Genomic DNA, 23,154 nt, shown 5'->3' with positions numbered 1-23,154 from the left:
AAATAGGCTTTACAAAGAAAATGGCTATTCAGATCAAAGACACGCAAGATATCGAGAAAATGCGCATCGCCGGCCGCCTGGCGTCGGAAGTTTTGGATTTCATCACCCCGCATATCAAGCCCGGCGTCACCACCGAGGCAATCGATAAACTGTGCCACGACTATATGCTCAATGAGCAGGGCACCATCCCCGCCCCGCTGAACTACGCGCCGGATGGCCACAATCCCTACCCCAAGTCGGTATGCACCTCGGTCAACCACGTGATCTGCCACGGCATCCCCAATGACAAGCCGCTGAAAAACGGCGACATCATGAATCTGGACATCACCGTGATCAAGGATGGCTACCATGGCGATACCAGCCGCATGTTCTTCGTCGGCGACGTCAGCCCGCATGCCAAGCGCCTGAGCAAGATCACCTATGAAGCCATGTGGAAAGGCATCGAGAAGGTAAAGCCGGGCGCCACGCTGGGCGATATCGGTTACGCGGTGCAAAGCTACGCCGAAAGCGCCGGCTACAGCGTGGTGCAGGAATTCTGCGGCCACGGCATCGGCAAGAAATTTCACGAGGAGCCGCAGATTCTGCACTACGGCCGCCCGGGCACCGGACTGGAAATCGAAGCCGGCATGATCTTCACCATCGAGCCGATGATCAACCAGGGCAAGCGCCACCTGCGCATGCTGGCCGACGGCTGGACCGTGGTCACCAAGGACCGCAGCCTGTCCGCCCAGTGGGAGCACACCGTGCTGGTTACCGAAACCGGCTACGAAATCCTCACCCAGTCCGCCGGCACCCCGGCCAAGCCCAGCTTCAAGTAATCGCTGAAGGCCGTCCGCTCCCGCGGCGGCCCTTTCCCGCCATGCTGCCAGATGTCCTCCGCGCCGACGCCCGCTCCCATTCGCTGATACAGGCGCAGTCCGATGCCCAGGCGGTGCTGACCTGGCTGGCGGAGCACGCCGATCGCCCGGCCACGCTAGCCGCTTATCGCAAGGAAGCGGAGCGGTTGCTGCTGTGGCTGGACGGCCGCAGGCAGGGACTGGCCCAGGTCAAGCGCGAGGATGTGCTGGACTATCGCCGCTTCCTCGCCTCGCCACACCCCGCGGAACAATGGCTGGGGCCGGCGCGGCCGCGCAGCCATCCGGACTGGAAGCCGTTCAGCAAACCGCTGTCTCCCGCCAGCGTCGAACACAGCCTGACCGTGCTGGGCGCCTTATTCGCCTATCTCAACGACGCCGGCTACCTGAACGGCAACCCGTTCAAATTGTTGCGCCGGCGCGGCGCCAGAAAGGCCTCGCAGGAGATCGAACGTTTCCTCGACGCCGACTGCTGGAGACACCTCCAAGCCACGCTAAATGGCTTGCCGCGCGATAGCGACAGGGAAATCCGCCATGCCGAGCGCGCGCTGTGGCTGTTCACCCTGCTCTACCTGACCGGTGCGCGCCGCGGCGAGGTTGCCGCCGCCCGCGCAGGCGATCTGCTCCGCCGCAACGGCAACTGGTGGTGGCATGTGGTCGGCAAGGGCGGCGTTTCCGCGCGCATTCCGCTGTCGGACGAGCTGATGGACGCCATGGCCCGTTACCGGCTGAGCCTGGGCCTGTCTCCGCGGCCATCCGTTGGCGAGGACACGCCGCTGGTTTGCCGCGTGGGCGGCAAGGGGCAGGCCACGCCGCTGTCCGACAAGGCGATCTACCTGATCTGCAAGGAAGTGTTCGGCCGGGCGCAGGCAGGCGCGCCCAGCGACGAAGTCCGCGCCAAGCTGCGCGCGGCCAGCACCCACTGGCTGCGCCATACCGCCGCCAGCCACCAACTGGAGGCGGGCGTGCCGCTGCTGCTGGTCAGCCAGAACCTGCGCCATGCCAGCATCCAGACCACGCGCCGCTACCTGCACAGCGAGGAAGACGCCCGCCACGAAGCCAGCCGCCTGCACAAGCTGAAACGCGACGCCTGAGCGTTTCGCCCTTCCCTTTCCGCGCCATTCCGCGTACCATCGCGCCTCTTTTATTTTCAAGGAGATGCTGAATGACTGATCAAACTGCCGCCCGCGCCTGCGGCATAGACTTTGGCACCTCCAACTCCACCGTGGGCTGGCTGCGCCCTGGCCACGACACCTTGCTGCAGCTGGAAGACGGCAAGATCACCCTGCCCTCGGTGGTGTTCTTCAATTACGAGGAAGACCATTCCCGCTTCGGCCGCGCCGCGCTGGCCGAGTACATCGACGGCTTCGAAGGGCGGCTGATGCGCTCGCTGAAAAGCCTGCTGGGCTCCAGCCTGATCGACAGCCAGACCGAAGTCCAGGGCAAGGCGTTGCCGTTCCGCCATCTGCTGAAGCTGTTCATCCAGGAGCTGAAGCTGCGCGCCGAAGCCACCGCCGGCCGCGAATTCGAGCAAGTGGTGCTGGGCCGCCCCGTGTATTTTGTCGACGACAATCCTCAGGCTGACAAGCTGGCCCAGGACACGCTGGCCGACATCGCCCGCCAAGTAGGCTTCAAGGAGATTTCATTCCAGCTGGAGCCGATCGCCGCGGCGTTCGACTACGAATCCAACATCGAGAAGGAAGAACTGGTGCTGATCGTCGACATCGGCGGCGGCACCTCGGACTTCACGCTGATCCGCCTGTCGCCGGAGCGCCGCAGCCATGCCGAGCGCCGCGATGACATCCTGGCTACCGGCGGCGTGCACATCGGCGGCACCGATTTTGACCGCCAGCTGAGCTTGCACGGCGTGATGCCGCTGTTCGGCTTCAAGACCCGGCTGCGCAACAACGCGGAGATGCCGTCCAGCCAGTATTTCAACCTGGCCACCTGGCACACCATCAACTTCGCCTACACTCGCAAGGCCTGGATGGATCTGCAGGACGTGCACCGGGACGCCGCCGAACCGCAGAAGCTCGACCGTCTGTTCAAGCTGATCCAGGAGCGCGCCGGCCACTGGCTGGCGATGGAAGTTGAGGCCGCCAAGATCGCGCTGTCCGATCAGGACAGCCACCGCCTGGCACTGGACGCCATCGAGCGCGGCCTGCATTGCGATCTCAGCCGCGCCGATTTCGAAACCAGCATCGGCTCGCTGCTGGACCGCGTCGGCGGCACCGTTAGCAAGCTGCTGGCCGATTCCGGGCTCAAGGCTGAAAATGTGGACACCGTGTTCTTCACCGGCGGCTCCAGCGGCGTGCCGGCGCTGCGCGATGGCATCCGCGCGCTGCTGCCCAATGCCCTCCACGTGGAAGGCAATCTGTTCGGCAGCATCGGCAGCGGCCTGGCCATCGAGGCGAAGAAGCGCTACGGCTAAGCCAACAGGCAGCCCAATAAAAAACGCCGCGATGATACGCGGCGTTTTTTATTGGGACAAGGCGTCAGAAATCCCGTTGCGGCACCAGCACCGTGCGATTGCCGTTGCTCTCCATTGCGCTGACGATGCCCGCGGCCTCCATCTCCTCGATCAGCCTCGCGGCGCGGTTGTAGCCGATGCGCAGATGGCGCTGCACGCCGGAGATGGATGGCTTGCGGGTGCGCAGCACAATCTCCACCGCTTCATCGTACAAGGGGTCGGTTTCCGTCGCCGCCTGAGCCTTGGCGGTGGCGTCCGCCGAAGCGTCGTCGGCCTCGCTCTCGCCGGTCAGCAGGCCTTCCACGTAATCCGGCTCGCCGAACTGCTTCAGATGCTCGACCACCGCGTGCACCTCGTCGTCGGTGACGAAGGCGCCGTGCACCCGTTGCGGGTAGCCGGTGCCCGGCGGCAGGTACAGCATGTCGCCCTGGCCCAGCAGGCTTTCCGCGCCCATCTGGTCCAGAATGGTTCGGCTGTCGATCTTGCTGGACACCTGGAAGGCGATCCGGGTCGGAATGTTGGCCTTGATCAGGCCGGTGATCACGTCCACCGATGGCCGCTGCGTGGCCAGGATCAGGTGGATGCCGGCGGCGCGGGCCTTTTGCGCCAGGCGGGCGATCAATTCCTCGATCTTCTTGCCAGCCACCATCATCAGGTCGGCGAACTCGTCCACCACCACCACGATGAACGGCAGCTTGTCCAAAGGCTCCGGCGTTTCCGGCGTCAGGCTGAACGGATTGGCGATGCGCTGGCCGCGCTCGGCCGCCTCGCGCACCTTCTGGTTGTAGCCGGCCAGGTTGCGCACGCCCAGCGCGCTCATCAGCCGATAGCGGCGCTCCATCTCGCCCACGCACCAGTTGAGCGCGTTGGCGGCCAGCTTCATGTCGGTGACCACCGGCGCCAACAGGTGCGGGATATCGTTGTAGACCGACAGTTCCAGCATCTTGGGGTCGATCATGATGAAGCGGACTTCTTCCGGCGTCGCCTTGTACAGCAGCGACAGGATCATTGCGTTGACGCCCACCGACTTGCCGGAGCCGGTGGTGCCGGCCACCAGCAGGTGCGGCGCCTTGGCCAGGTCGGTCACCACTGGCTCGCCGGTGATGTCCTTGCCCAGCGCCATCGTCAGCCGCGACGCGGAATGCTGGAACACGTCGGCGGAGAATATCTCCGACAACCGTATCATCTGCCGCTTGGGATTGGGCAGCTCCAGACCCATGCAGGTTTTGCCGGGAATGGTCTCCACCACGCGGATGGAGGCCAGGCCCAGCGCGCGCGACAGATCCTTCATCAGGTTCACCACCTGGTTGCCGCGCACGCCCACCGCAGGCTCCACCTCGTAACGGGTGATCACCGGACCGGCGTAAGCATCCACCACGCTGACCTTGACCTTGAACTCGGCGCACTTCTCCTCGATCACGATGCCGCGCTCGATCAACTCGTCCTGATTGCAGGCTTCCTGAGCCGCATCCGCCGGGCTCAACAGGCCCAGGCCGGGCAGCATGGAGTCGTCATAGCTGTGGCGCGCCGGGGCATCTTCCGCCTCCGCTGGCGCGGGCTCGGATTCAGGCAAGGCGACAGACGCTGTTTCAACAACGGCTGAGGCAGCTTGCGCCGCCGGTTTTTCCTCCACCAATATCCAAGGCATGGGATTGCTTGCCAACTGGGCCGCGGTGGCGGCCAGGGATGGCGCTGCAGGCTCAGGCAACACGGTCTGCTGCACGATGGCGGGCGCCTCATCCACTTGCTGCACCAGCACTTCGCGCGTCTGCGGCCAGCGCCACGGCGCGCGCGAGGCGGGAGAAGCGTCGCTGGCGGCGATAGCCTCTTCCGCGGGTCCGTCTGCCGCACCTTGCGCGTCTGCCGCCGCGGGCTCGGCAGCCACTGGCTCGACTGGCTCGAACGGAATGGATGCAGGCGCGGCCGGCTCAGGGCTTGCCGCCAGCTGCGGCGGCGAATGATTGGCTTCCTGCGCCGGGGCTTCCGCTTCGCCGATTTCCGGCCAGGACTGCGGCTCCAATGCTTCGGCGTCTACAGGGGGAAATTCAGTCGCGGTCGGCTCTGGCGCCGTCACGGGCTGAATCGGCGGCTTTTGGACGTGAACGTCCGCCATCGGGGCGGGAACAGGTTCCGCCGCGACAGGCTTGCTGTCCGGAGTTGATTCAGGCTTGCGCAGCGGCTCCAAAATCACCAGCGGCTTCTCCGGCTCCGGCGCGGCTTCAGGCTTCGTCCGGGGGATCGGAACCAGCTCGACGCGGGGCAGCGGCGCGCTTGCGGGCGGCGAATTGCGGCGATGCGCATGAAGACTGGCCACCGCGGCGCGCACTTCTCCGCTGCCGATCAGCGGCAGCGCGTCTTCGCCGCGCTCGCCCGCTTCGACTCCGCGGACGCGCTGGCGGCGGAGGTAGTCCTGCTGCATATTGCTCTGCATCTCGGACAGGCCGATCACCGGCAAGTCGCCCGCTTCCGACGGCTGCTGCGGCTGGCGGTTTTTGCGGCGGTACTCGCGCGACAACTCCAGCACCGGCAGCTCGGCAGGCGGCTCCTGGCCAGCCGTCGGGACGCGTTTGGGCAGCACGATGGTTTCGCGCGGAGGCTGGTCTTCGGCTACAGGCGCAGCCTGCCTGCCCTGCCGGCCCTGGGGCGAGATGCGAACGAGCGGAGCCTGCTCCTCCCGGCGCGGGACTTCTTCCCTATGGACAGTCGGCAAAGGCTCAGGCTCCGAGTCTGGCCGATCATCAGCCTGGACTGCGGGAGGCGCCTCCTGCTCGACCTCTTCCGGCCGCAGCGGCTGCTCGGCGAAGTAGTCGGGTTCGTAGCGTTCGCTGCGCCCCTCCACGCCAAGCAGGCCATCCAGCTTGCGCATCAACTGCGGCATCTTGCCGCTTTTTACCAGCCAGCCGGCCGCGGCCAGCGCGGACAGCAATAGTACGACGACAACCCACACGGTCGAGAACCCCGAAATTTAGCTGCCCGCGGCATGCGCGGGCGTGTTTTTCATGGCAGCGCGCTGGACTCAGTCAAGCGTCAAACTGTCTGTCACTTTAAGATCTGATTGTAACTGTTTTGTGCGCCCGCATCACAACCAATGCCAGACCAAGGCTTGCGCGGCCAGCGCGAACAGCGCGGCGATCACATCGTCCACCATCACGCCGAAGCCGCCGCCGACGCGCTGGTCGAACCAGCGTATCGGCCAGGGTTTGACGATGTCGAACAGGCGGAACAGCGCGAAGGCCAGAATCCAGCCGGCCCAGCTCGCCGGCGCGAAGGCCAGCACCATCAGCATGCCCACTACTTCGTCCCAGACGATGCCGCCGTAATCGTGCACGCCAAGCGCCTTGCCGGTGATGCCGCAGGCGTAAACGCCGAACAGGAACAGCGGCAGGCACAGCGCCATCAGCATCCAGCCGTTGACGCCCAGCGCCAACAAGGGAAAGAAGATGGGATAGGCAACCAGCGTGCCCCAGGTGCCGGGGGCCTTTTTCATCAGGCCGCTGCCGAAGCCGAAAGACAGCAGGTGAATCGGATTGCTCAGCAAAAAACGCCAGTTGGGCGTGATTTTGGGAGTGTCAGCCAAAATGGTCATAACCTTTCTTGTCCAGCGCCACGGCCTGGCCGGCGGCGTTCAGCAGCCTGCCGTCCCGCCCTTCCAGCACGCGGCCGATGCGGGTGACGCGGCAGACGCCCGCCGCCGCGGCCTCGATGGCGGCTCGGCGCGCCGGCGGCGCCGTGAAAACCAGTTCGTAATCGTCCCCGCCGGCCGCCAGGCAGGCGAGGTATTCTTCGCGGCGCGCCTCCAGCGCGGGATGGGACGGCAAGGCGTCGGCCCACACTTCTCCCGCCACGCCGGATGCGGCCAGAATGTGGCCAAGGTCGGCCATCAGTCCGTCGGACACGTCGGCGGCGGCATGCGCCAGCGGCAACAGCGCGGCGCCCAGCGCCAGCCTCGGCTCCGGGCATTCCAGTTTGTGCGTCGCCGCGGCCAGCAGTTCCATATCGTTTACATTCAGCCAGCCCAGCCGATGGCGCACCGCTAGCGCGCCCAGGCCCAATTCGCCGGACACCCAGATGTCGTCGCCCGGCTTGGCGCCGTCGCGGCGCAAGGCCTGCCCGGCCGGCGTCTCGCCCATGATCGTCACCGATAGCGTCAGCGGGCCGCCGGTGGTGTCGCCGCCTATCAGCTCCACGCCGTGGGCGTCCGCCAGCGCGAAGAAACCGGCGGCGAATTCGGCCACCCAGGCCTCGTCGGCGCGCGGCAGCGCGATGGAAAGCAGCGCCCAGCGCGGGCGCGCGCCCATCGCCGCCATGTCGGACAGGTTGACCGCCAGCGTCTTGTGGCCCAGCGCGCGCGGCGACACGCCGGCGAAGAAGTGGCGCCCTTCCACCAGCATGTCCGCCGACAGGTGCAGTTCATGGCCCGGCGTCGGCCGGACGATGGCGGCGTCGTCGCCGACGCCCAGCACCGCGGATGGCGTGGGCCGCTTGAAATAACGGCCGATCAGTTCGAATTCGTTCATGGCACCTCACGCAAAAACACCCGCCGGCGGCGGGTGTCGTCGACAGCGGCACGCCAAAGGCGTGACCGGCTCAGTCCTGCTTGCGGCGCTGTTTCTGCGCCAGCACTTCGTCGCCGCGCACTTCGGCGGCCAGCTTGTCCAGCACGCCGTTGACGAATTTGTGGCCATCGGTGCCGCCGAAAGTCTTGGTGATTTCGATGGCTTCGTTGATGATCACCGGATACGGGGTTTCCGGGCTTTGCGTCAGTTCCAGCGCGGCCATCAGCAGCACGGCGCGCTCCACCGGGCTGACTTCGTCCTCGGCGCGCTCGTAGTAACGGCCTACCTGAGCGGACAGCAGTTCCACATCTTTCAGCACGCCGTACAGGATGCTGCGGAACAGGGCCTCGTCGGCCTTGGCGAAGTATTCATTCTCGCGCAGGTGTTTTTCAATCAGCGAAGCCGGACGGTCCGGGTTCAGTTCCCATTCGTAAATGCCTTGCACGGCGAATTCGCGGGCGCGGCGGCGGGCGGTTTTCATGGTGGCGATTCCTTGAAAGAGCAAGGGAAGCGGCGCGATGGCCCGCTTCCCGTTGGACGGCTTGGCGGCGGATGGCTCAGCCGCGCAGCGTCTTGTGCAGATTGGCCATCTCGACCGCGACGCGGGCGGCGTCGCCGCCCTTTTCCTGCATGCGGACTTCCGCCTGCTCGTCGTTTTCGGTGGTCAGGATGGCGTTGGCTACCGGAATGTCGAAGTCCAGGCCGACGCGGGTGACGCCGGCGCCGGATTCGTTGGATACCAGCTCGAAATGATAGGTTTCGCCGCGGATCACCGCGCCCAGAGCCACCAGCGCGTCGAAACGACCGCTCTTGGCCATGGTTTGCAGCACCAGCGGAACTTCCAGCGCGCCAGGCACAGTGGCCAGGACGATGTCGCCGGCGGCGACGCCCAGTTTTTCCAGCTCGGCGACGCAAGCGTCGCGCAGGCCGTGGCATACCGGCGTGTTGAAACGCGCCATGACGATGCCGATTTTCAGGCCCTTGCCGGAAAAATTGGGTTCAATACACTGGATGGCGTCAAGCATGTTGGGTCCTCGCGGCGAAAACACTAAGGAAAGCCGGCAATTGTAACGCAATCGCCGCGATTAGGCCACGCCCGGGCCGTTCCCGGCATCCACGTGGAAGTGGCCCGGCTGGCAGAATCCGGTGACTTCCAGCTCGAAGCCGGCCATCGACGGCAGGCTGACCGGGCTGGACATCAGCTTCATCTTGCCGACGCCCAGCGCCTTCAGCATTTGCGCGCCGACGCCGAAGGTCTTGCTGTCCCACTTCTGCCGCGGCGGCTCCAGGTCCAGCGCCCGCTGCGCCAGATCGACGCCGGTTTCGTCGCGGTACAAGAGCACCATCACGCCGCGGCCTTCCTCTTCCATGGTTTCCAGCGCGTTGGGCAGCGTCCAGGAATGATGGCTGCACAGCGGCGCCAACACGTCGATCACCGACAGCGGTTCATGCACCCGCACCAGAATTTCCTTGTCCGGGCGGATTTTGCCCTTGCTCAGCGCCAGGTGGGTGGCGGAGGTGGTGATGTCGCGGAACACGTGGAGGTCAAAGCTGCCGAACGGCGTCTCCACCGGGCGCTCGCCTACTTTTTCCACCAGGGATTCGGTGCGGCTGCGGTACTGGATCAGGTCGGAGATGGTGCCGATCTTCAGGCCATGCGTCTTGGCGAACTCCAGCAGCTCCGGCAGACGCGCCATGGTGCCATCGTCGTTCATGATCTCGCATATCACCCCGGCAGGCTCCACGCCGGCCAGCATGGCCAGATCGCAGCCGGCCTCGGTGTGGCCGGCGCGGATCAGCACGCCGCCGTTCTGGGCCTTGAGCGGAAACACGTGGCCGGGCTGCACCAGATCGCTGGCCTTGGCCAGCCGCGCCACGGCGGTCTTGATGGTGTGGGCGCGGTCGGCGGCGGAAATGCCGGTGGTCACGCCCTGGGCGGCCTCCACCGATACGGTGAAGTTGGTGCCGAAGCTGGTGCCGTTGTTGGTCGCCATCATCGGCAGATTCAACAGCTTGCAGCGCTCTTCGGACAAGGTCAGGCAGATCAGGCCGCGGCCGTGCTTGGCCATGAAGTTGATCGCTTCCGGCGTGACGAATTCCGCCGCCATCACCAGATCGCCTTCGTTTTCGCGGTCCTCGGCGTCCATCAGCACCACCATCTTGCCGGCCTTGATGTCGGCGATGATGTCTTGAATCGGGGATATGCTCATTGCTCTATTCCTTTGTCGGTACGCCCGTTCTACGCGGGCAGCAGGTCCAGCGCCCGGTATTCGCCGAGCTCCGCCGTTTCGCCGTCGCGCAGCGCCAGCGGCTTGTTGAACAAGGGGCCGTCCACCACCAGCGTGTGGAACTCGCCCGCCTCGCCGCAGGGATCCACCCCCTCGGCCAGCATGTCTTCTATCAGCTGCCGGTTGAAAGCCCGGCCCAGCCACTTCTCGTCCACCAGCGCAGTATTGACCATCACGATGCGGGCGACGAATCCGGCATCGACGAATTCACGCGCCAGATCGGCGCGGGCTTGCCGCCACAAGGGCAGGATCGCTCCAAGGCCCGCCTCGGCGCAGACGCCTTCTTCCCATTCGCGGTGCGCGTCCAGATCGATATCGCCGAACACCGCCGCCCGGATGCCGTCCGCCGCCGCCGCGCGCAACTGCTCAATGAAGACTTCGCGGTAATCATTCCAGCTTGCCTTTCCCAAACGCTGGGGCAAACCCAGCGCCTGCGCCTGCAGGGCCAGCACCTCGGACCGCACGCCGTGCGAGCGGGAGCGGTCCCCCTCCTCGTCCAGCATGGTCAGCAGCGCCTGCGGCTTGGCGCCGGCCCGAACGGCGCGCCACAGCGCGAGGCAGCTGTCCTTGCCGCCGCTCCACGACGCCAGCACCGGCAGATCGCGCAAGATCACGCCTGGCCGCGCTGCGCCAGCACGCGCTCGACCGTGTCGACGATGGCCTGGGTCTGCGGATCTATCTCGATATTGATTTGGTCGCCGGATTTGCGGCCGGCGATATTGGTCCGGCTCAGCGTTTCCGGAATCAGGTGCACGCAGAAGCGGCGGCCTTCCATCGCGCCGACGGTGAGGCTGATGCCGTCTATGCCGATATAGCCCTTGGTGAACACGTATTTTTCCAAACCAGCAGGCAGCTCGAACCAGACGGTGTGGTTGTTCGGGGATTCGATGACTTCGGAGACCGCGGCGAGGCCCATCACGTGGCCGGACATCGCGTGGCCACCGATGTCGTCGCCGAACTTGGCCGCGCGCTCCACGTTCACGCTGTCGCCGGCCTTGAGTGCGCCCAGATTGGTGACGCGCAGCGTTTCCTGCATCAGGTCGAAATGAACCAAGTCGCCGTCGACCCGGGTGACAGTCAGGCAACAGCCGTTGTGGGCGACAGAGGCGCCAAGCTGCAGGCCGGGCAACATTTCCTGGGGCAGGCGGACGATATGGGTGCGAAAATCCTGCTTTTCTTCGATGGCGACCACTTCGGCCACGCCCTGGACGATACCGGTGAACACGGCAAGCCTCCTTGGTTTGAATTGTCGTTTGGACGATATTGTAGCCGAATGATCGTTTTCCAATCCGCTGGCGTCATAAAAAAACCGGCCATAAGCCGGTTTCAGGATATTTGGAGTGAGGAGTCAGAAGCGCCACGACAGGCTGGTGCGGACTGAGCGACCCATGCCTTGAATGCCCTCTGTCAGATAAGGGCTGTAGCTTCTATTGAACAGATTATCTATCGACACGCGCGCCTCCAGGTGCTTGAAAGCGCCGCTCTGCGGCTGCCACACGGTGAATAGATTGATCAAGACATATCCTTTGCTGGGCGGCATGGAATAGGCGGTGCGCGTTCCCTCGAAATACGGTATCCGGTCCTGGGTGCGGACGAACTTGCCCTGCCCGCCGAATGTCAGCCCCAGCCGAGCGACGCGATACCCGGTGGTCAGGACGGCTTTGCGCGGCGGAATGTCCACCACCGGCTCCGAGTTGCCCCATGGATCGCGAAGGCTGTTGCGATGATCGCCGCTGGTCGCGGAGAGCGCCGCCGACGCGAACCAGCCGCGCAACTGGTAATCCAGCGTCAGGTCATAGCCATGGATCTCGTAGCCGCTCAAGTTACGGTAGAAGCCGGTGCCGGCGGGCGGAGTCTGGCCCGGCGCGTCGCCGGTATTGCCATTTCCGAGCCGCATGTAGATGTTGTCGCGCACCAGCTGCCGGTACGCGAGCAGAGACATGCTCAGTCTGTCGCCGGCCGACAATACGCCGCTACGTTCGAAATCCAGGCCATAGTAAAAGCCGCGCAACTTCTCCGGCTTCAGATACCGGCTGGTGCCGGACAAATTGGATAGCGGGGTTTGAGCGGCATACACTTCGTCCACTGTCGGCGCGCGCCAGGTATCGACATAGCTGAAGCTGGCATTCCAGCCCGGCGAGAAGCCCCAGGCGATGGCCAGGCGCGGCGACCAGCCGGTGAAGCTCACCGGGCGATAATCGTGGCCGGCGCTGGCGACATTGTAGATGGGCGCGAGATTGGGCTTGCCGTACAAAGCCACCTGGTCGTAACGCAGCGAGGGCGTGATTTTCCAGTCAGGCAAAGGCTTCCACTCATGGATCAGGTAAGCCGAACGCATGGTTTCCTCGCCGCGGTTGCCGCCATAGGCGTTTATCCAGCCGTAGTTGTAATCCGGATCTTTGGCCTTGGTGGCCAGGAATGACCGCGGGTCCCAGTCCTGCTTGCTCCAGGACAGGCCCGTTGTGAAGCTATTGGCATCGCCCAGCTTGGCGACGTTGCGGATATCCAGCGAGCGGCTGTTCTGGGTCACCCAGCTCTCATGGCCATAGGATGAGCGGTAGTCCACCTTCCAGGCGGACTCAGGCCGCTTGTCGTGCTGATAGCGACGGGATTGCGCATAGTTGACGCTGAAATCCAGCCAGGCGTTGTCGGGACTGGCGTAGCGCCATTCGCCATTGAGCGAATCAATTTTCTGATCCCGCATCACGGTTTTTCTCAGCCAGGCCTCCGCCTCGCCATAGCGCTTGATGTCAGAACTGGAGGGCGCCTCGACCTGCCCGCTGCGCGCCGCCCAAGGCGTGCGCATCTCCGACTCCTGCCTGACCATGCCCAGTCGGAACTGGTGGCCGGCCCAGGGGCGGAACGCCAGCTTCAACATGCCGGCTTTCTGCTCCCCGCCCGAAAACAGATAGGTGAGGTCATCGCCGGTCTTGCCGTCGCCCGAGCGGGATTGGGATATGTAGGCGAGAATATCCGCCGAGTGTTCGCCGCCGCCAGCGTAAGCGGCCACGCTCTTGCTGATCTGGCCACCATTGCTCTGGCGGCCGATCTTGGCGAAGCCGCCGACTGACTGGCCCGGCATCAGCAACTCATCCACCGACTTGGTTTCCGCCCGGATCACGGCGCCGAAGCCGCCATTGCCGTACAGGGCCGACTGCGCGCCCTTGATCACCTCCACCTTGCCCAGCAATTCCGGCTCTATGAAACTGGTGCCTTGCTGGTATTTCGAGAACACCTGGTTGGCGCCGTCCAGCTGGACCTGCACCTGCTCCACCGAGCGATAACCCCAGACATTGATCACCTGCCCGCCGGGACGCGGCGAGCCGCCGGCGTTCACGCCCGGCAAGACGTCCAGCACTTCGGCCAAGGAGCGCGCTTGGGGCCTGGCGATCTCTTCCGCGCCCAGCTTGTCGACGCCCGGCTGCTTCTGTATGGCGGTGGATTGAACCTTGATGGTTTGCAGCTGCTGATCCTCGGCCTTCGCCGAAAAATGGACCAGGCTCAAGGCGAGAACGGAAAGGCAAAACGGAAAGGCCGCTGCTTGCGCGCGGCCGTTTTTTGGTTGTTGTTGCATCACGGAACTATTTATTATTGATAATCATTATCAATTGTAACATGGAATTTCCTGAAACCCGTAACTCCGGTAAAATGCTCGGCTTTATTGAATTTCAAGCAAGCCATCCATGTCCGCCGACCTCGCCCGCATCGCAGAAGAAGTTTCGCACCGCCGCACCTTCGCCATCATCTCCCACCCCGACGCGGGCAAAACCACGCTGACGGAAAAATTGCTGCTGTTCTCCGGCGCCATCCAGATGGCGGGCACGGTGAAGGGCAAGAAAGGCGGCAAGTTCGCCACTTCGGACTGGATGGAAATCGAAAAGCAGCGCGGCATTTCCGTCGCCTCGTCGGTGATGCAGTTCGACTATCGCGACCACACCGTCAACCTGCTGGACACCCCGGGCCACCAGGACTTCTCCGAGGACACCTACCGCGTGCTGACCGCGGTCGACAGCGCGCTGATGGTGATCGACGCCGCCAAGGGCGTGGAAGAGCAGACCATCAAGCTGCTCAATGTCTGCCGCCTGCGCAGCACGCCCATCGTCACCTTCATGAACAAGTGCGACCGCGAAGTCCGCGACAGCCTGGAGCTGCTGGACGAGGTGGAAAACGTGCTGAAGATCCGCTGCTCGCCGATCACCTGGCCGATCGGCATGGGCAAGACCTTCCGCGGCGTGTACAGCCTGCTGAACGACGCGGTGATCCTGTTCGAGGCCGGCACGGAAAAGCTGGTTTCCGACATCGAAGTGATCCAGGGCATAGACAACCCGCGCCTGGACGAGCTGTTCCCGCTGGAAATGGAACAACTGCGGATGGAGATCGAGCTGGTCAAGGGCGCGTCCAACGAGTGGAACCTGGAAGAATTCCTGGCCGGCGAGCTGACCCCGGTGTTCTTCGGCTCCGCCATCAACAACTTCGGCGTGCGCGAAATCCTGAACGCGCTGATCGACTGGGCTCCGGCGCCGCAGGAGCGCGACGCTACCGTGCGCAGCGTGGCGCCGACTGAAGGCAAGTTCTCCGGTTTCGTGTTCAAGATCCAGGCCAATATGGATCCCAAGCACCGCGACCGCATCGCCTTCTTGCGCGTGTGCTCCGGCAAGTTCGAACGCGGCATGAAAATGAAGCACCTGCGCTTGAACCGCGACATTTCCGCCTCCAGCGTGGTGACCTTCATGTCGCACGACCGCGAGATCGTCGAGGAGGCGTTCGCCGGCGACATCATCGGCGTGCCCAATCACGGCAACATCCAGATCGGCGACAGCTTCTCCGAAGGCGAGGACCTGTCCTTCACCGGCATTCCCTTCTTCGCACCGGAACTGTTCCGCTCGGTGCGCATCAAAAACCCGCTGAAGCTGAAGCAGCTGCAAAAAGGCCTGCAGCAACTGGGCGAAGAAGGCGCGGTGCAAGTGTTCAAGCCGCACAGCGGCGGCGATCTGATCCTGGGAGCCGTGGGCGTGCTGCAGTTCGAGGTGGTGGCCAGCCGCCTGGCCGCCGAATACGGCGTCGACGCCATCTTCGAATCCGCCAGCATCTGGTCCGCCCGCTGGTTCAGCTGCGACGACCGCAAGAAGCTGGACGAATTCATCAAGACGCTGCAGATGAATATCGCGACGGACGCCGGCGGCAACCTCGCCTATCTGGCGCCGAACCGCGTCAATCTGCAGCTGACCCAGGAGCGCTGGCCAGACATCGTCTTCCACGAAACCCGCGAACACGCGGTGAAGCTGAACGACTGAGGAGTCCATGCACACCCTGCTCGACCTGATCGCCTTTTTGCGGGAGAACTACGCCCACGAGATCACCCGATCGCTGTTGCTGGTGCTGACGCTGCTGATCATCCGCGTCACCGTGGACCGGTTGCTGGCGGCCAATAGCGGCGTGCCAGTCGAGGAGCGGCGCCGCTGGTCGGTCAACACCCGCAACGGCCTGTTTCTCGCAGGCCTGGCAGGCATAGGCCTGATCTGGGCCAACGAGCTGCAGACGCTGGCCGTCTCGATGCTGGCCTTCGCCGCCGCGCTGATCCTGGCCACCAAGGAGTTGATCATGTGCCTGTCCGGCGGCGTGGTGCGGCAGATGTCCAACAGCTACGGCCTGGGCGATCATATCGAGTTGGGCGCGGTGCGCGGCCGGGTGGTGGACATCGGCCTCTTGTCCACCACCGTGATGGAGATCGGTCCCAACCACAGCTCGCACCAGATGACAGGCCGCGCCCTCACCTTTCCCAACAGCCTGCTGCTGTCCACTCCGGTGATCCGGGAAAATTACATGGGCGAGTACGTGATGCACATCATCAACGTGCCGCTCGCCTACACCGTCCCGCCAGTCCAGGCCGAGCGCCTGCTGATGGGGGCGGCCGAGGAGGCCTGCGACTGCCATGTGGATGTGGCCCGGCGCCACATGGAAGACATGGCCAAGCGCTACCTGGTGGACATCCCATCGGTGGAGCCGCGGATTTCCATTCAGCCGATCGATGAAAAACGCTATCAGTTGATCCTGCGCATCGCGATACCGGCCAGGGAAAGGCAACGTATCGAGCAAGCCATCTTGCATAAATTCATGTCGGACTGCTATCCCATCATTGAACAGCAATAAATAGAGCAAGAACTCCAAACATCGTATACAATTGCGCTATGCGAAGTCACTATCAGCCGGTGCTACATGAGTAAAACCAGAATCAAGACCTACGACCGCATCATTCAAGAAAGCCTTAAGCTGTTCAACGAACAAGGCGAGCGCAGCATCACCACCAACCACATCGCCGCGCATCTGGGCATCAGCCCGGGCAATCTCTACTACCACTTCCGCAACAAGGAAGAGATCGTCTACCAGATCTTCCTGATGTACCGCGAGTTCATCAATCAGCGCCTGTCGGTGCCGGAAGACCGCAAGATGACGGTGGACGATCTGGTCAACTATCTGGACACCGCCTTCCTGGCCATGTGGCAGTTCCGTTTCATGTTCTATGACCTACCGGGTCTGCTGGCGCGAAATCCGCAGATGCAGTCCGAGTACCATCAGTTCGTGAATACCGAGCTCAAAAACATCCTGGGCGAGCACTTTCGCGAGTTCATCCGCCTGGGGCTGCTGCAAATGGACGAAGAGGACATCGAGGCGGTCAGCATCAATATCTGGCTGGTGGTGAAGTTCTGGTTCGCCTTCGAGCAGACCTCGCGTCCGAAAGCGCCGATCACCGAAGAGTCCGGCCATCGCGGCGTGCTGCAGGTGCTGGCCCTGCTCAAGCCCTATGTGCAGCCGGAATACCGCCACGCCTTCCACTCGCTGTACGAGCGTCACGGCGGCTGATCGAGCTTTTCGCCGCCCAAAACAGAAAGGCCACTGCGATGCAGTGGCCTTTTCATTTCACCCTGAGGCTGGCTTATGCCGCCTCGGCAAGGTTTTGCGTCAGATAACCGTGCAATTCGCCGTTGGCGAGCATCTTGCGCAAATGGTTGCCCGGAGCATTTCCTACGTACTGCACCTGGCCAAGCTTGCAATGCGCAACCTTGGCTTCGGCGCATACTTCCATCTCAGCTTCCAGCGTCCACTGCGTGGGCTGCGGATCGGAGCCGACCGGCTCCAGCGATACGGTCAGATGATACCGGCCGTCGCGCGAATACACATCCAGCAGGCCAAGCAAGCCCAGGTTGTTGCGGACATCGGCGTCGTCCGCGTCGAAAGCGCCCGCAGAAATGGCCTGCGGAACCAACACTTCAGGAAAAGTCGCAGTCATGGCATCTACCCCGAGGGTCTCCCCTCAAAAAACGAATTATTGGATTATTGTCATCGCGCGCCATCGAGATGGTTTGCGATCAGACATTCATTGATGTCTGGTTCCATCATGGGGATGTTTGCCGGACCGGACAATGCTGAAATGGGAAAAAGCGTGGAGCGGTGAAGAAACCTGTACTTTTGGACACTCAACCGGTGGCGGGGCCATCACAAGTGCAAGGAAAAAATGATGAATAAATTTAGAATTCTGTTGAATGCTTTATCTGACCAAAGTCATGGCATGACTTTTTCTCATCAAATAGAAAAGCCCCGGTCATACCGGGGCTCTCTAGCGTCCAAATCAGGTTGGAGTCTGACTTAAATCACCTTGGCGATGGCAGCGGCGACATAATCGACATTCTTGCTGTTCAACGCGGCCAGGCAGATGCGGCCGGTGGAGACCGCGTAAATGCCGAACTCCTCGCGCAGCCGGTCCACTTGCGCGGCGCTCAGGCCGGTGTAGGAGAACATGCCGCGCTGGGCCGTGATGAAGGAGAAGTCCGCGGCGACGCCGTTCGCCTTGATGGCATCCAACAGCGCCAGCCGCATGCCGCGGATGCGTTCGCGCATGCCGGCCAGTTCGTCCTCCCACTGCTGGCGCAGCGCCGGGCTGGACAGCACCGCGGCGACGATGGCCGCGCCGTGGATAGGCGGATTGGAGTAATTGGTGCGAATCACGCGCTTCAGCTGAGACAGTACGCGAACCGATTCATCCTTGGCGGCGGTGACGATGGACAGCGCGCCGACGCGCTCGCCGTACAGCGAGAAGCTCTTGGAGAAGGAGCTGGCGACAAAGAACTGCAGGCCCGAAGCCGCGAACAGGCGCACAGCCAGCGCATCAGCGTCGATGCCGTCGGCGAAGCCCTGGTAAGCCATATCCAGGAACGGCACCAGGCCGCGCTCGCGGCAAACCGATACCACCTCTTCCCATTGCGCTGAGGACAGGTCCGCGCCCGTGGGGTTATGGCAGCAGGCATGCAGCACGATGATGGAACCTGCGCTCAGAGACGCGAGGTGCGCCTTCATCGCGGAGAAATCCACGCCGCGGCTGGCTGCATGGTAGTACGGGTAGTTCTCCACCTCGAAGCCGGCGGACTCGAACAACGCGCGATGGTTTTCCCAGGACGGATCGCTGATATAGACCTTGGACGCCGGATTCAGCCGCTTCAGGAAATCCGCGCCGATCTTCAGCGCGCCGGTGCCGCCCAGCGCCTGGGCGGTCACCACGCGGCCGGCGGCCAGCAGCTCGCTGCCTTCGCCGAACAGCAGCTTCTGCACTGCGGAGTCGTATGCCGCCGGGCCTTCGATGGGCTGGTAGCCTCGAGCCGGCAGCGCCTCCAGACGCGCCTTCTCGGCGGCCTGCACCGCGGCCAGCAGCGGAATCTTGCCGTTGTCGTCGGAATAAACGCCCACGCCAAGATTGACCTTGGTGCTGCGGGCGTCAGCGTTGAACGCTTCATTGAGTCCGAGGATGGGGTCGCGCGGCGCCAGTTCCACGCCGGCGAAGATCGAAGAGGTCATACCAGGCTCCATTAGCTTTACAAACGAACCGGCCGGGCGGCCGATCAAAAAATCCTGATGCTACTTGTTGCCTTCCGAAGGAAGGCCGTTCGCTGTCGAACATAGTTTAACATGTATCCACTGGCCTCACAGGCAGGATATTGCCGCCAGCCATCGACAAATCGGCCCTGATGGCGTAATCAGAAACCTGCAAGGCCCGCCAGGCGATTTTCTGTCCGTGCTTTTATTCTAAAACGGAGGCATCCATGAAAAAGGGAATCCTGCTGCTTTGGCCGTCTTTCATGATCGCCATGATTGCGACTGCCGTGTTTTTCTCAATCTTTGAACCCGCCGAGCTCAAGCTTCACGGCAACCCGCTGTTCGCCGACAAGTTAAGCGCCTATTCGGTGTTCTTCCTGGTCAGTTGGGCGTTCGGAGCGCTCAATACTTCCATCGTACTGCTGCTGGAGAAGAGCGCCAGGGATATCAACGGCTTTACCCCGCCGCCGGTGGTCGCGCCCGATGAAGATACGCCGCTTCCCTGATCCGCCGAACGCAAAAAAAAGCCGGACTGCGCGTCCGGCTTTTTTCGCCTCAGATAATTTTCAAACCCTTCAGCATCACATACAGGATCAGCAGCGGCGACACGTAGCGCAACACGAAGAACAGCGGCTTCAACACCCGCTCGTTATTCAGCGCGCCCTCATTGCTCAATGCCGCGCGGAAGCGGTCGTAGCCCCACACCCAGGCGGTGAATAGACATAGGCAGATGCCTCCCAGCGGCATCAGCACGTTGGAGGTGACGAAGTCGAACAGGTCGAACATTGTCATGCCGAAGATCTTGAAGTCAGCCGTCAGGCTATTGGACAGCGCGCAGGCGGAACCCACCAGTGCCAGCAGCAGCAAGTTGACCACCGTGGACTTGACGCGGCTAATGCCAAAACGCTCGCTCAGCACCGATACCGGCACCTCCAGGATGGACAGCATGGCGCCGGTGGCGGCGATGGCGGTCAGAACGAAGAACACCACCATGAAGAAGTGCCCCAGCGGCATGCTGGCGAAAACGGCGGGAATAGTGATGAACAGCAGCGACGGACCGGCAGCCGGCTGGAAGCCGAAGGCGAACACTGCCGGGAAGATGGCGATGCCCGCCAGCAGCGACACGAACAGGTCGGCGCACATGACTCGAAAGGTGGTCAGCGGAATGTTCTGATCATCGCGGAAATAACTGCCATAGGTGATCATGGTGCCCATGCCGATGGATAGCTTGAAGAAAGCCAAGCCCATCGCGGTCAGCACCACGGCGGCGCTGATCTTGGAAAAATCAGGCGCGAACAGGAAGGCGAGGCCTTGGCTGGCGCCCGGCAGCATCAGGCTGCGCGCGCCGATCACCACCAGCAGCACGAACAGCAGCGGCATCAATTTCTTGGTCACCGCCTCAATGCCCTTGGATACGCCCAGCAACAGGATGCCGCCGATCAGCGCCAGCACCAGCCACTGCCACAGCAAGGACTGCACCGGATCGGAAATCAGCGCGGCAAAGGCGTCGGATGTCACTTTGGGGTCGCGCGACAGAATCTCGCCGCCGATAGCCTTGAAAATGTAGGCGAATACCCAGGCGGCCACCTCGGAATAGAAAGCCATGATCAGGAAGGCGGCGAGCACGCCGAAGGCGCCCACCAGCCACCAGGGCTGCCCGGCCGGAGCCAGTTTGACCAGAGAGCTTACCGCGTCGCGCTTGGCTTTCCGGCCCAGCATGATTTCCGAAATCATCACCGGCAGCCCCACCATCAGGGTAGCCAGCACGTAAATCACCAGAAAACCCGCGCCGCCGTTGGTGCCGGTCAGATAGGGAAATTTCCAGATATTGCCCAGACCAACCGCCGATCCCAACGTCGCCGCCAATACGCCAAAGCTGGAGGTAAAACCATCCCGCGCCTTGAGTTCTCCACCCGTTTCCGACTTGTTCTGACTCATTGTTTTTTTGAATCCCAATAAAACGAGCCCGCGCGGAGGTCCGGGCGGGCTCAATTGACCTTCATTGCTTAAGGGCCAGGATTTTGAAGCCTAATGCTTATGGATGCAAAGCATTTCTGACAGTTATTTGATTAAGTTGTTAGTCAGCAGGCCCAGCCAATCGTAGCAAGCCTGCAACTGGCTGGCCTCGATGAATTCGTCCGGTCTGTGCGCCTGCTCTATCGATCCCGGTCCCAGCACCACGCAGGGTATCCCGGCCTCGCTGAACAAGCCCGCCTCCGTAGTGTAGGCGACCCCTTCCCCAGCGCAACGGCAAAGGCTGTGAACGTAGCGACTGATGTCCGAATCGGACTCCGCCTCGAACGCGGGGCTGTACACCACGCGCTCGATCTCTATCTCCGCTTCTTCGGCCACCGCTCGCATCTCCTGCAGTAAAGTCGCCGCATAATCTGCCACCGAGGCGACCAGGCGCTGCGGATCATCTCCAGGCAGCCAGCGGCACTCGAACATGAACTCGCAGTCTGCCGGCACGATATTGCATGCCACTCCGCCGCGAATCAGCCCGGTTTGCATGGTGGTGAACGGCACATCATATAGGGGCTGGCGATGGCCGAACGAAGCCTCGGCGTCCGCCAGTTTGCGAATATGGGTAATCAGCCGGGCTGCGTATTCAATGGCGTTGACGCCATGAGGCGTCAGCGAGGAATGGGCCGCCCTGCCCTTGAGCCGGCAGCGGTAATGGGCGATTCCCTTGTGCGCCACCACCGGACGCATCGAGGTCGGCTCGCCGACCAGACATCCCGCCACCGTCACGCCCTGCGCGGCCAGATCTTCAATCAGCCTGCCCACGCCGAGGCAGCCCACCTCTTCGTCGTAGGACAGCGCAATGCCTATGCCCTGTTTCAGCGCGCCGGCCTTGGCCAGCTCGATAAAGTCCGGAACCCTGGCCAACACGCACGCGATGAAGCCTTTCATATCGGCGCTGCCCCTACCGTACAATCGCCCGCCGCCGCCATCGGTCAGCTCGAACGGGGGATAGGACCAGTCCTGCCCATCCACCGGCACCACGTCGGTGTGGCCGGACAATACGATCAACGGCAAATCGTCGCCGCCGATGCGGCAAAACAGATTGGCCTTGCCGCCATCGTCATTGTGCGTCAGCCTGCTGGCCAAGCCATGTCCGGCCAGGTAATGACGAACCCACTCTATCAATTGCAGGTTGGAGTTTCGGCTGGTGGTATCGAAGACGATCAGCTCGGCCAGCAAGGCAGCGGGTGTGGTATTCATGGCGCTTGGCATAAGTAGGAAGCTGGTTGTCGAGTCTGCACCGCCTCCCATTCGCAATCAATAGTCACTGGCCATGCAGATGACGATCCTTGCAACTGCCCGACAAAAACTTATAAAAATGCTTGTCAAATAGATGGGCATTGGATACAATCCGTTCTCTCTATGGCGGGCCTCCCCGCATTGCACGATAGCGAACCTGGTCAGGTCCGGAAGGAAGCAGCCACAGTTATTTAGTGCAAGTGCCGGGGGTTTGGCTCGCCACCCCTCCCCTTCTATGCATTCCGCTAGGACAATTGCAAATTTGCGACACTTTTGCGTCTATGCACAGTTCCGCATGCTGTTAACATTGTCCTGCACGATAAGAATCCGCTAACATTAGCAAAGTTGAATTTTCAAATTCATGGAACTTCACTAAATTCCCTGCATCAAAAATATTCCTGTTGAATTTTTTTTGCTATTTTTAGTAGGCAGGGCGAAGTCCTAAAAAAATACTAGAACCATTTGTTTCAGATACGAGAGGAACACTCATGAAACTGTTTGAAAAGATCCCGAATCCCCGGGAAATCCGTCGCAAGCTTGGCCTGAACCAGCAAGAGTTCTGGAGCCGCATCGGCGTTACTCAATCCGGCGGCTCCCGCTACGAAAGCGGCCGCAACATGCCGAAACCCGTTCGCGAATTGCTGCGCCTGGTTCATGTCGAGCAGATCGACTTGTCCAAAGTGCGCCGCGAAGATTTCGAGATCGTCGAATATCTGAAGGAAACCCACCCCGATCTGTACAAGAGCCTGCGCAAGGCCGTACGCACCAAGATCGAGGCACAGGAAGGCGGCGCAGAAGCCGCTGCCAGCTGATTGCCAGCTCTTCGAAAAAGCCAGCCGCGGCAAGCCCGGCTGGCT

At 62.4% G+C, this 23,154-nt stretch carries 21 protein-coding genes and 1 other RNA gene; 9 read left to right on the top strand and 13 right to left on the bottom strand.

Features of this window, described 5'->3' with window-relative positions; translation table 11 throughout:
- The first annotated feature begins 20 nt into the window (after positions 1 to 20).
- The 3 genes from map (at position 21) to BKX93_RS02540 (ending at position 3,285) form a co-directional block, all read left to right on the top strand.
- Positions 21 to 818, top strand: a complete 798-nt coding sequence (gene map / locus BKX93_RS02550; RefSeq protein ID WP_046159182.1) for a type I methionyl aminopeptidase — start codon at positions 21 to 23, stop codon at positions 816 to 818.
- Positions 819 to 859: 41 nt separating this feature from the next.
- The gene (locus BKX93_RS02545) at positions 860 to 1,948 is read left to right on the top strand and encodes a tyrosine-type recombinase/integrase (RefSeq protein WP_046159183.1); all 1,089 of its coding nucleotides are present in this window, start codon (positions 860 to 862) and stop codon (positions 1,946 to 1,948) included.
- 71 nt (positions 1,949 to 2,019) lie between these two features.
- Positions 2,020 to 3,285 (top strand): Hsp70 family protein, encoded by a 1,266-nt coding sequence (locus BKX93_RS02540; RefSeq protein ID WP_070978566.1) that lies wholly within the window; start codon positions 2,020 to 2,022, stop codon positions 3,283 to 3,285.
- A 64-nt stretch (positions 3,286 to 3,349) separates the two neighbouring features.
- Here the strand turns inward: BKX93_RS02540 and BKX93_RS02535 are convergent, their stop codons facing one another.
- The 9 genes from BKX93_RS02535 to BKX93_RS02495 form a co-directional block, all read right to left on the bottom strand.
- Positions 3,350 to 6,271, bottom strand: coding sequence for a DNA translocase FtsK (locus BKX93_RS02535; protein WP_070978564.1), 2,922 nt, complete (start codon positions 6,269 to 6,271; stop codon positions 3,350 to 3,352).
- Positions 6,272 to 6,403: 132 nt separating this feature from the next.
- Positions 6,404 to 6,910, bottom strand: coding sequence for a phosphatidylglycerophosphatase A family protein (locus BKX93_RS02530; protein ID WP_070978562.1), 507 nt, complete (start codon positions 6,908 to 6,910; stop codon positions 6,404 to 6,406).
- Positions 6,894 to 7,841 carry a thiamine-phosphate kinase gene (gene thiL, locus BKX93_RS02525; protein WP_070978560.1) on the bottom strand — a complete coding sequence of 316 codons (948 nt, stop codon included), beginning with the start codon at positions 7,839 to 7,841 and terminating at the stop codon, positions 6,894 to 6,896. The genes BKX93_RS02530 and thiL overlap by 17 nt, the downstream gene beginning before the upstream one ends.
- A gap of 70 nt (positions 7,842 to 7,911) precedes the next feature.
- Positions 7,912 to 8,361, bottom strand: a complete 450-nt coding sequence (nusB, locus tag BKX93_RS02520; protein ID WP_011135938.1) for a transcription antitermination factor NusB — start codon at positions 8,359 to 8,361, stop codon at positions 7,912 to 7,914.
- A 76-nt stretch (positions 8,362 to 8,437) separates the two neighbouring features.
- Positions 8,438 to 8,905: a 6,7-dimethyl-8-ribityllumazine synthase gene (gene ribH / locus BKX93_RS02515; RefSeq protein WP_046156521.1), complete on the bottom strand. Its 468-nt coding sequence runs from the start codon at positions 8,903 to 8,905 to the stop codon at positions 8,438 to 8,440.
- Between the two features lie 60 nt (positions 8,906 to 8,965).
- Entirely contained in the window at positions 8,966 to 10,090 is a 1,125-nt protein-coding gene (gene ribBA, locus BKX93_RS02510) for a bifunctional 3,4-dihydroxy-2-butanone-4-phosphate synthase/GTP cyclohydrolase II (RefSeq protein ID WP_070978558.1), read from the bottom strand.
- 29 nt (positions 10,091 to 10,119) lie between these two features.
- The gene (locus BKX93_RS02505) at positions 10,120 to 10,782 is read right to left on the bottom strand and encodes a Dph6-related ATP pyrophosphatase (protein WP_083340403.1); all 663 of its coding nucleotides are present in this window, start codon (positions 10,780 to 10,782) and stop codon (positions 10,120 to 10,122) included.
- Entirely contained in the window at positions 10,779 to 11,393 is a 615-nt protein-coding gene (locus BKX93_RS02500) for a riboflavin synthase (RefSeq protein WP_046156519.1), read from the bottom strand. Before BKX93_RS02500 ends, BKX93_RS02505 begins: the two co-directional genes overlap by 4 nt.
- A gap of 123 nt (positions 11,394 to 11,516) precedes the next feature.
- Positions 11,517 to 13,742, bottom strand: a complete 2,226-nt coding sequence (locus BKX93_RS02495) for a TonB-dependent receptor domain-containing protein (protein WP_083340402.1) — start codon at positions 13,740 to 13,742, stop codon at positions 11,517 to 11,519.
- 109 nt (positions 13,743 to 13,851) lie between these two features.
- On the opposite strand from BKX93_RS02495, the gene BKX93_RS02490 reads away from it, so the two are divergent.
- The 3 genes from BKX93_RS02490 to BKX93_RS02480 all read left to right on the top strand — a co-directional run bounded on the left by BKX93_RS02490 (position 13,852) and on the right by BKX93_RS02480 (position 17,029).
- A complete protein-coding gene (locus BKX93_RS02490) occupies positions 13,852 to 15,462 on the top strand; it encodes a peptide chain release factor 3 (protein ID WP_046166663.1) in 1,611 nt (536 codons plus the stop codon).
- A gap of 7 nt (positions 15,463 to 15,469) precedes the next feature.
- Entirely contained in the window at positions 15,470 to 16,318 is an 849-nt protein-coding gene (locus tag BKX93_RS02485; protein WP_070978555.1) for a mechanosensitive ion channel domain-containing protein, read from the top strand.
- A 66-nt stretch (positions 16,319 to 16,384) separates the two neighbouring features.
- Entirely contained in the window at positions 16,385 to 17,029 is a 645-nt protein-coding gene (locus tag BKX93_RS02480) for a TetR/AcrR family transcriptional regulator (protein WP_046156516.1), read from the top strand.
- 73 nt (positions 17,030 to 17,102) lie between these two features.
- On the opposite strand, the gene BKX93_RS02475 is transcribed toward BKX93_RS02480, so the two are convergent.
- Together BKX93_RS02475 and BKX93_RS02470 are read right to left on the bottom strand one after the other, a co-directional pair.
- Positions 17,103 to 17,456, bottom strand: coding sequence for a hypothetical protein (locus BKX93_RS02475; protein ID WP_021476214.1), 354 nt, complete (start codon positions 17,454 to 17,456; stop codon positions 17,103 to 17,105).
- A 356-nt stretch (positions 17,457 to 17,812) separates the two neighbouring features.
- Entirely contained in the window at positions 17,813 to 19,015 is a 1,203-nt protein-coding gene (locus BKX93_RS02470; protein WP_046156515.1) for an amino acid aminotransferase, read from the bottom strand.
- Positions 19,016 to 19,260: 245 nt separating this feature from the next.
- On the opposite strand from BKX93_RS02470, the gene BKX93_RS02465 reads away from it, so the two are divergent.
- Positions 19,261 to 19,539, top strand: coding sequence for a hypothetical protein (locus BKX93_RS02465; RefSeq protein WP_021476216.1), 279 nt, complete (start codon positions 19,261 to 19,263; stop codon positions 19,537 to 19,539).
- 49 nt (positions 19,540 to 19,588) lie between these two features.
- Here the strand turns inward: BKX93_RS02465 and BKX93_RS02460 are convergent, their stop codons facing one another.
- Positions 19,589 to 20,971, bottom strand: coding sequence for a sodium-dependent transporter (locus tag BKX93_RS02460; protein WP_070978553.1), 1,383 nt, complete (start codon positions 20,969 to 20,971; stop codon positions 19,589 to 19,591).
- Between the two features lie 123 nt (positions 20,972 to 21,094).
- Positions 21,095 to 22,258, bottom strand: coding sequence for an acetylornithine deacetylase (gene argE, locus BKX93_RS02455; protein WP_145929230.1), 1,164 nt, complete (start codon positions 22,256 to 22,258; stop codon positions 21,095 to 21,097).
- A gap of 164 nt (positions 22,259 to 22,422) precedes the next feature.
- On the opposite strand from argE, the gene ffs reads away from it, so the two are divergent.
- Together ffs and BKX93_RS02445 are read left to right on the top strand one after the other, a co-directional pair.
- Positions 22,423 to 22,521: signal recognition particle sRNA small type (gene ffs / locus BKX93_RS02450), an RNA gene on the top strand.
- 264 nt (positions 22,522 to 22,785) lie between these two features.
- Positions 22,786 to 23,109, top strand: coding sequence for a helix-turn-helix domain-containing protein (locus BKX93_RS02445; RefSeq protein ID WP_021476219.1), 324 nt, complete (start codon positions 22,786 to 22,788; stop codon positions 23,107 to 23,109).
- Positions 23,110 to 23,154 lie beyond the last annotated feature (45 nt).

This window comes from Chromobacterium vaccinii (assembly GCF_001855275.1).
Taxonomy (GTDB): Bacteria; Pseudomonadota; Gammaproteobacteria; order Burkholderiales; family Chromobacteriaceae; genus Chromobacterium; species Chromobacterium vaccinii.
This window is presented reverse-complemented; position numbering and strand designations above follow the sequence as displayed.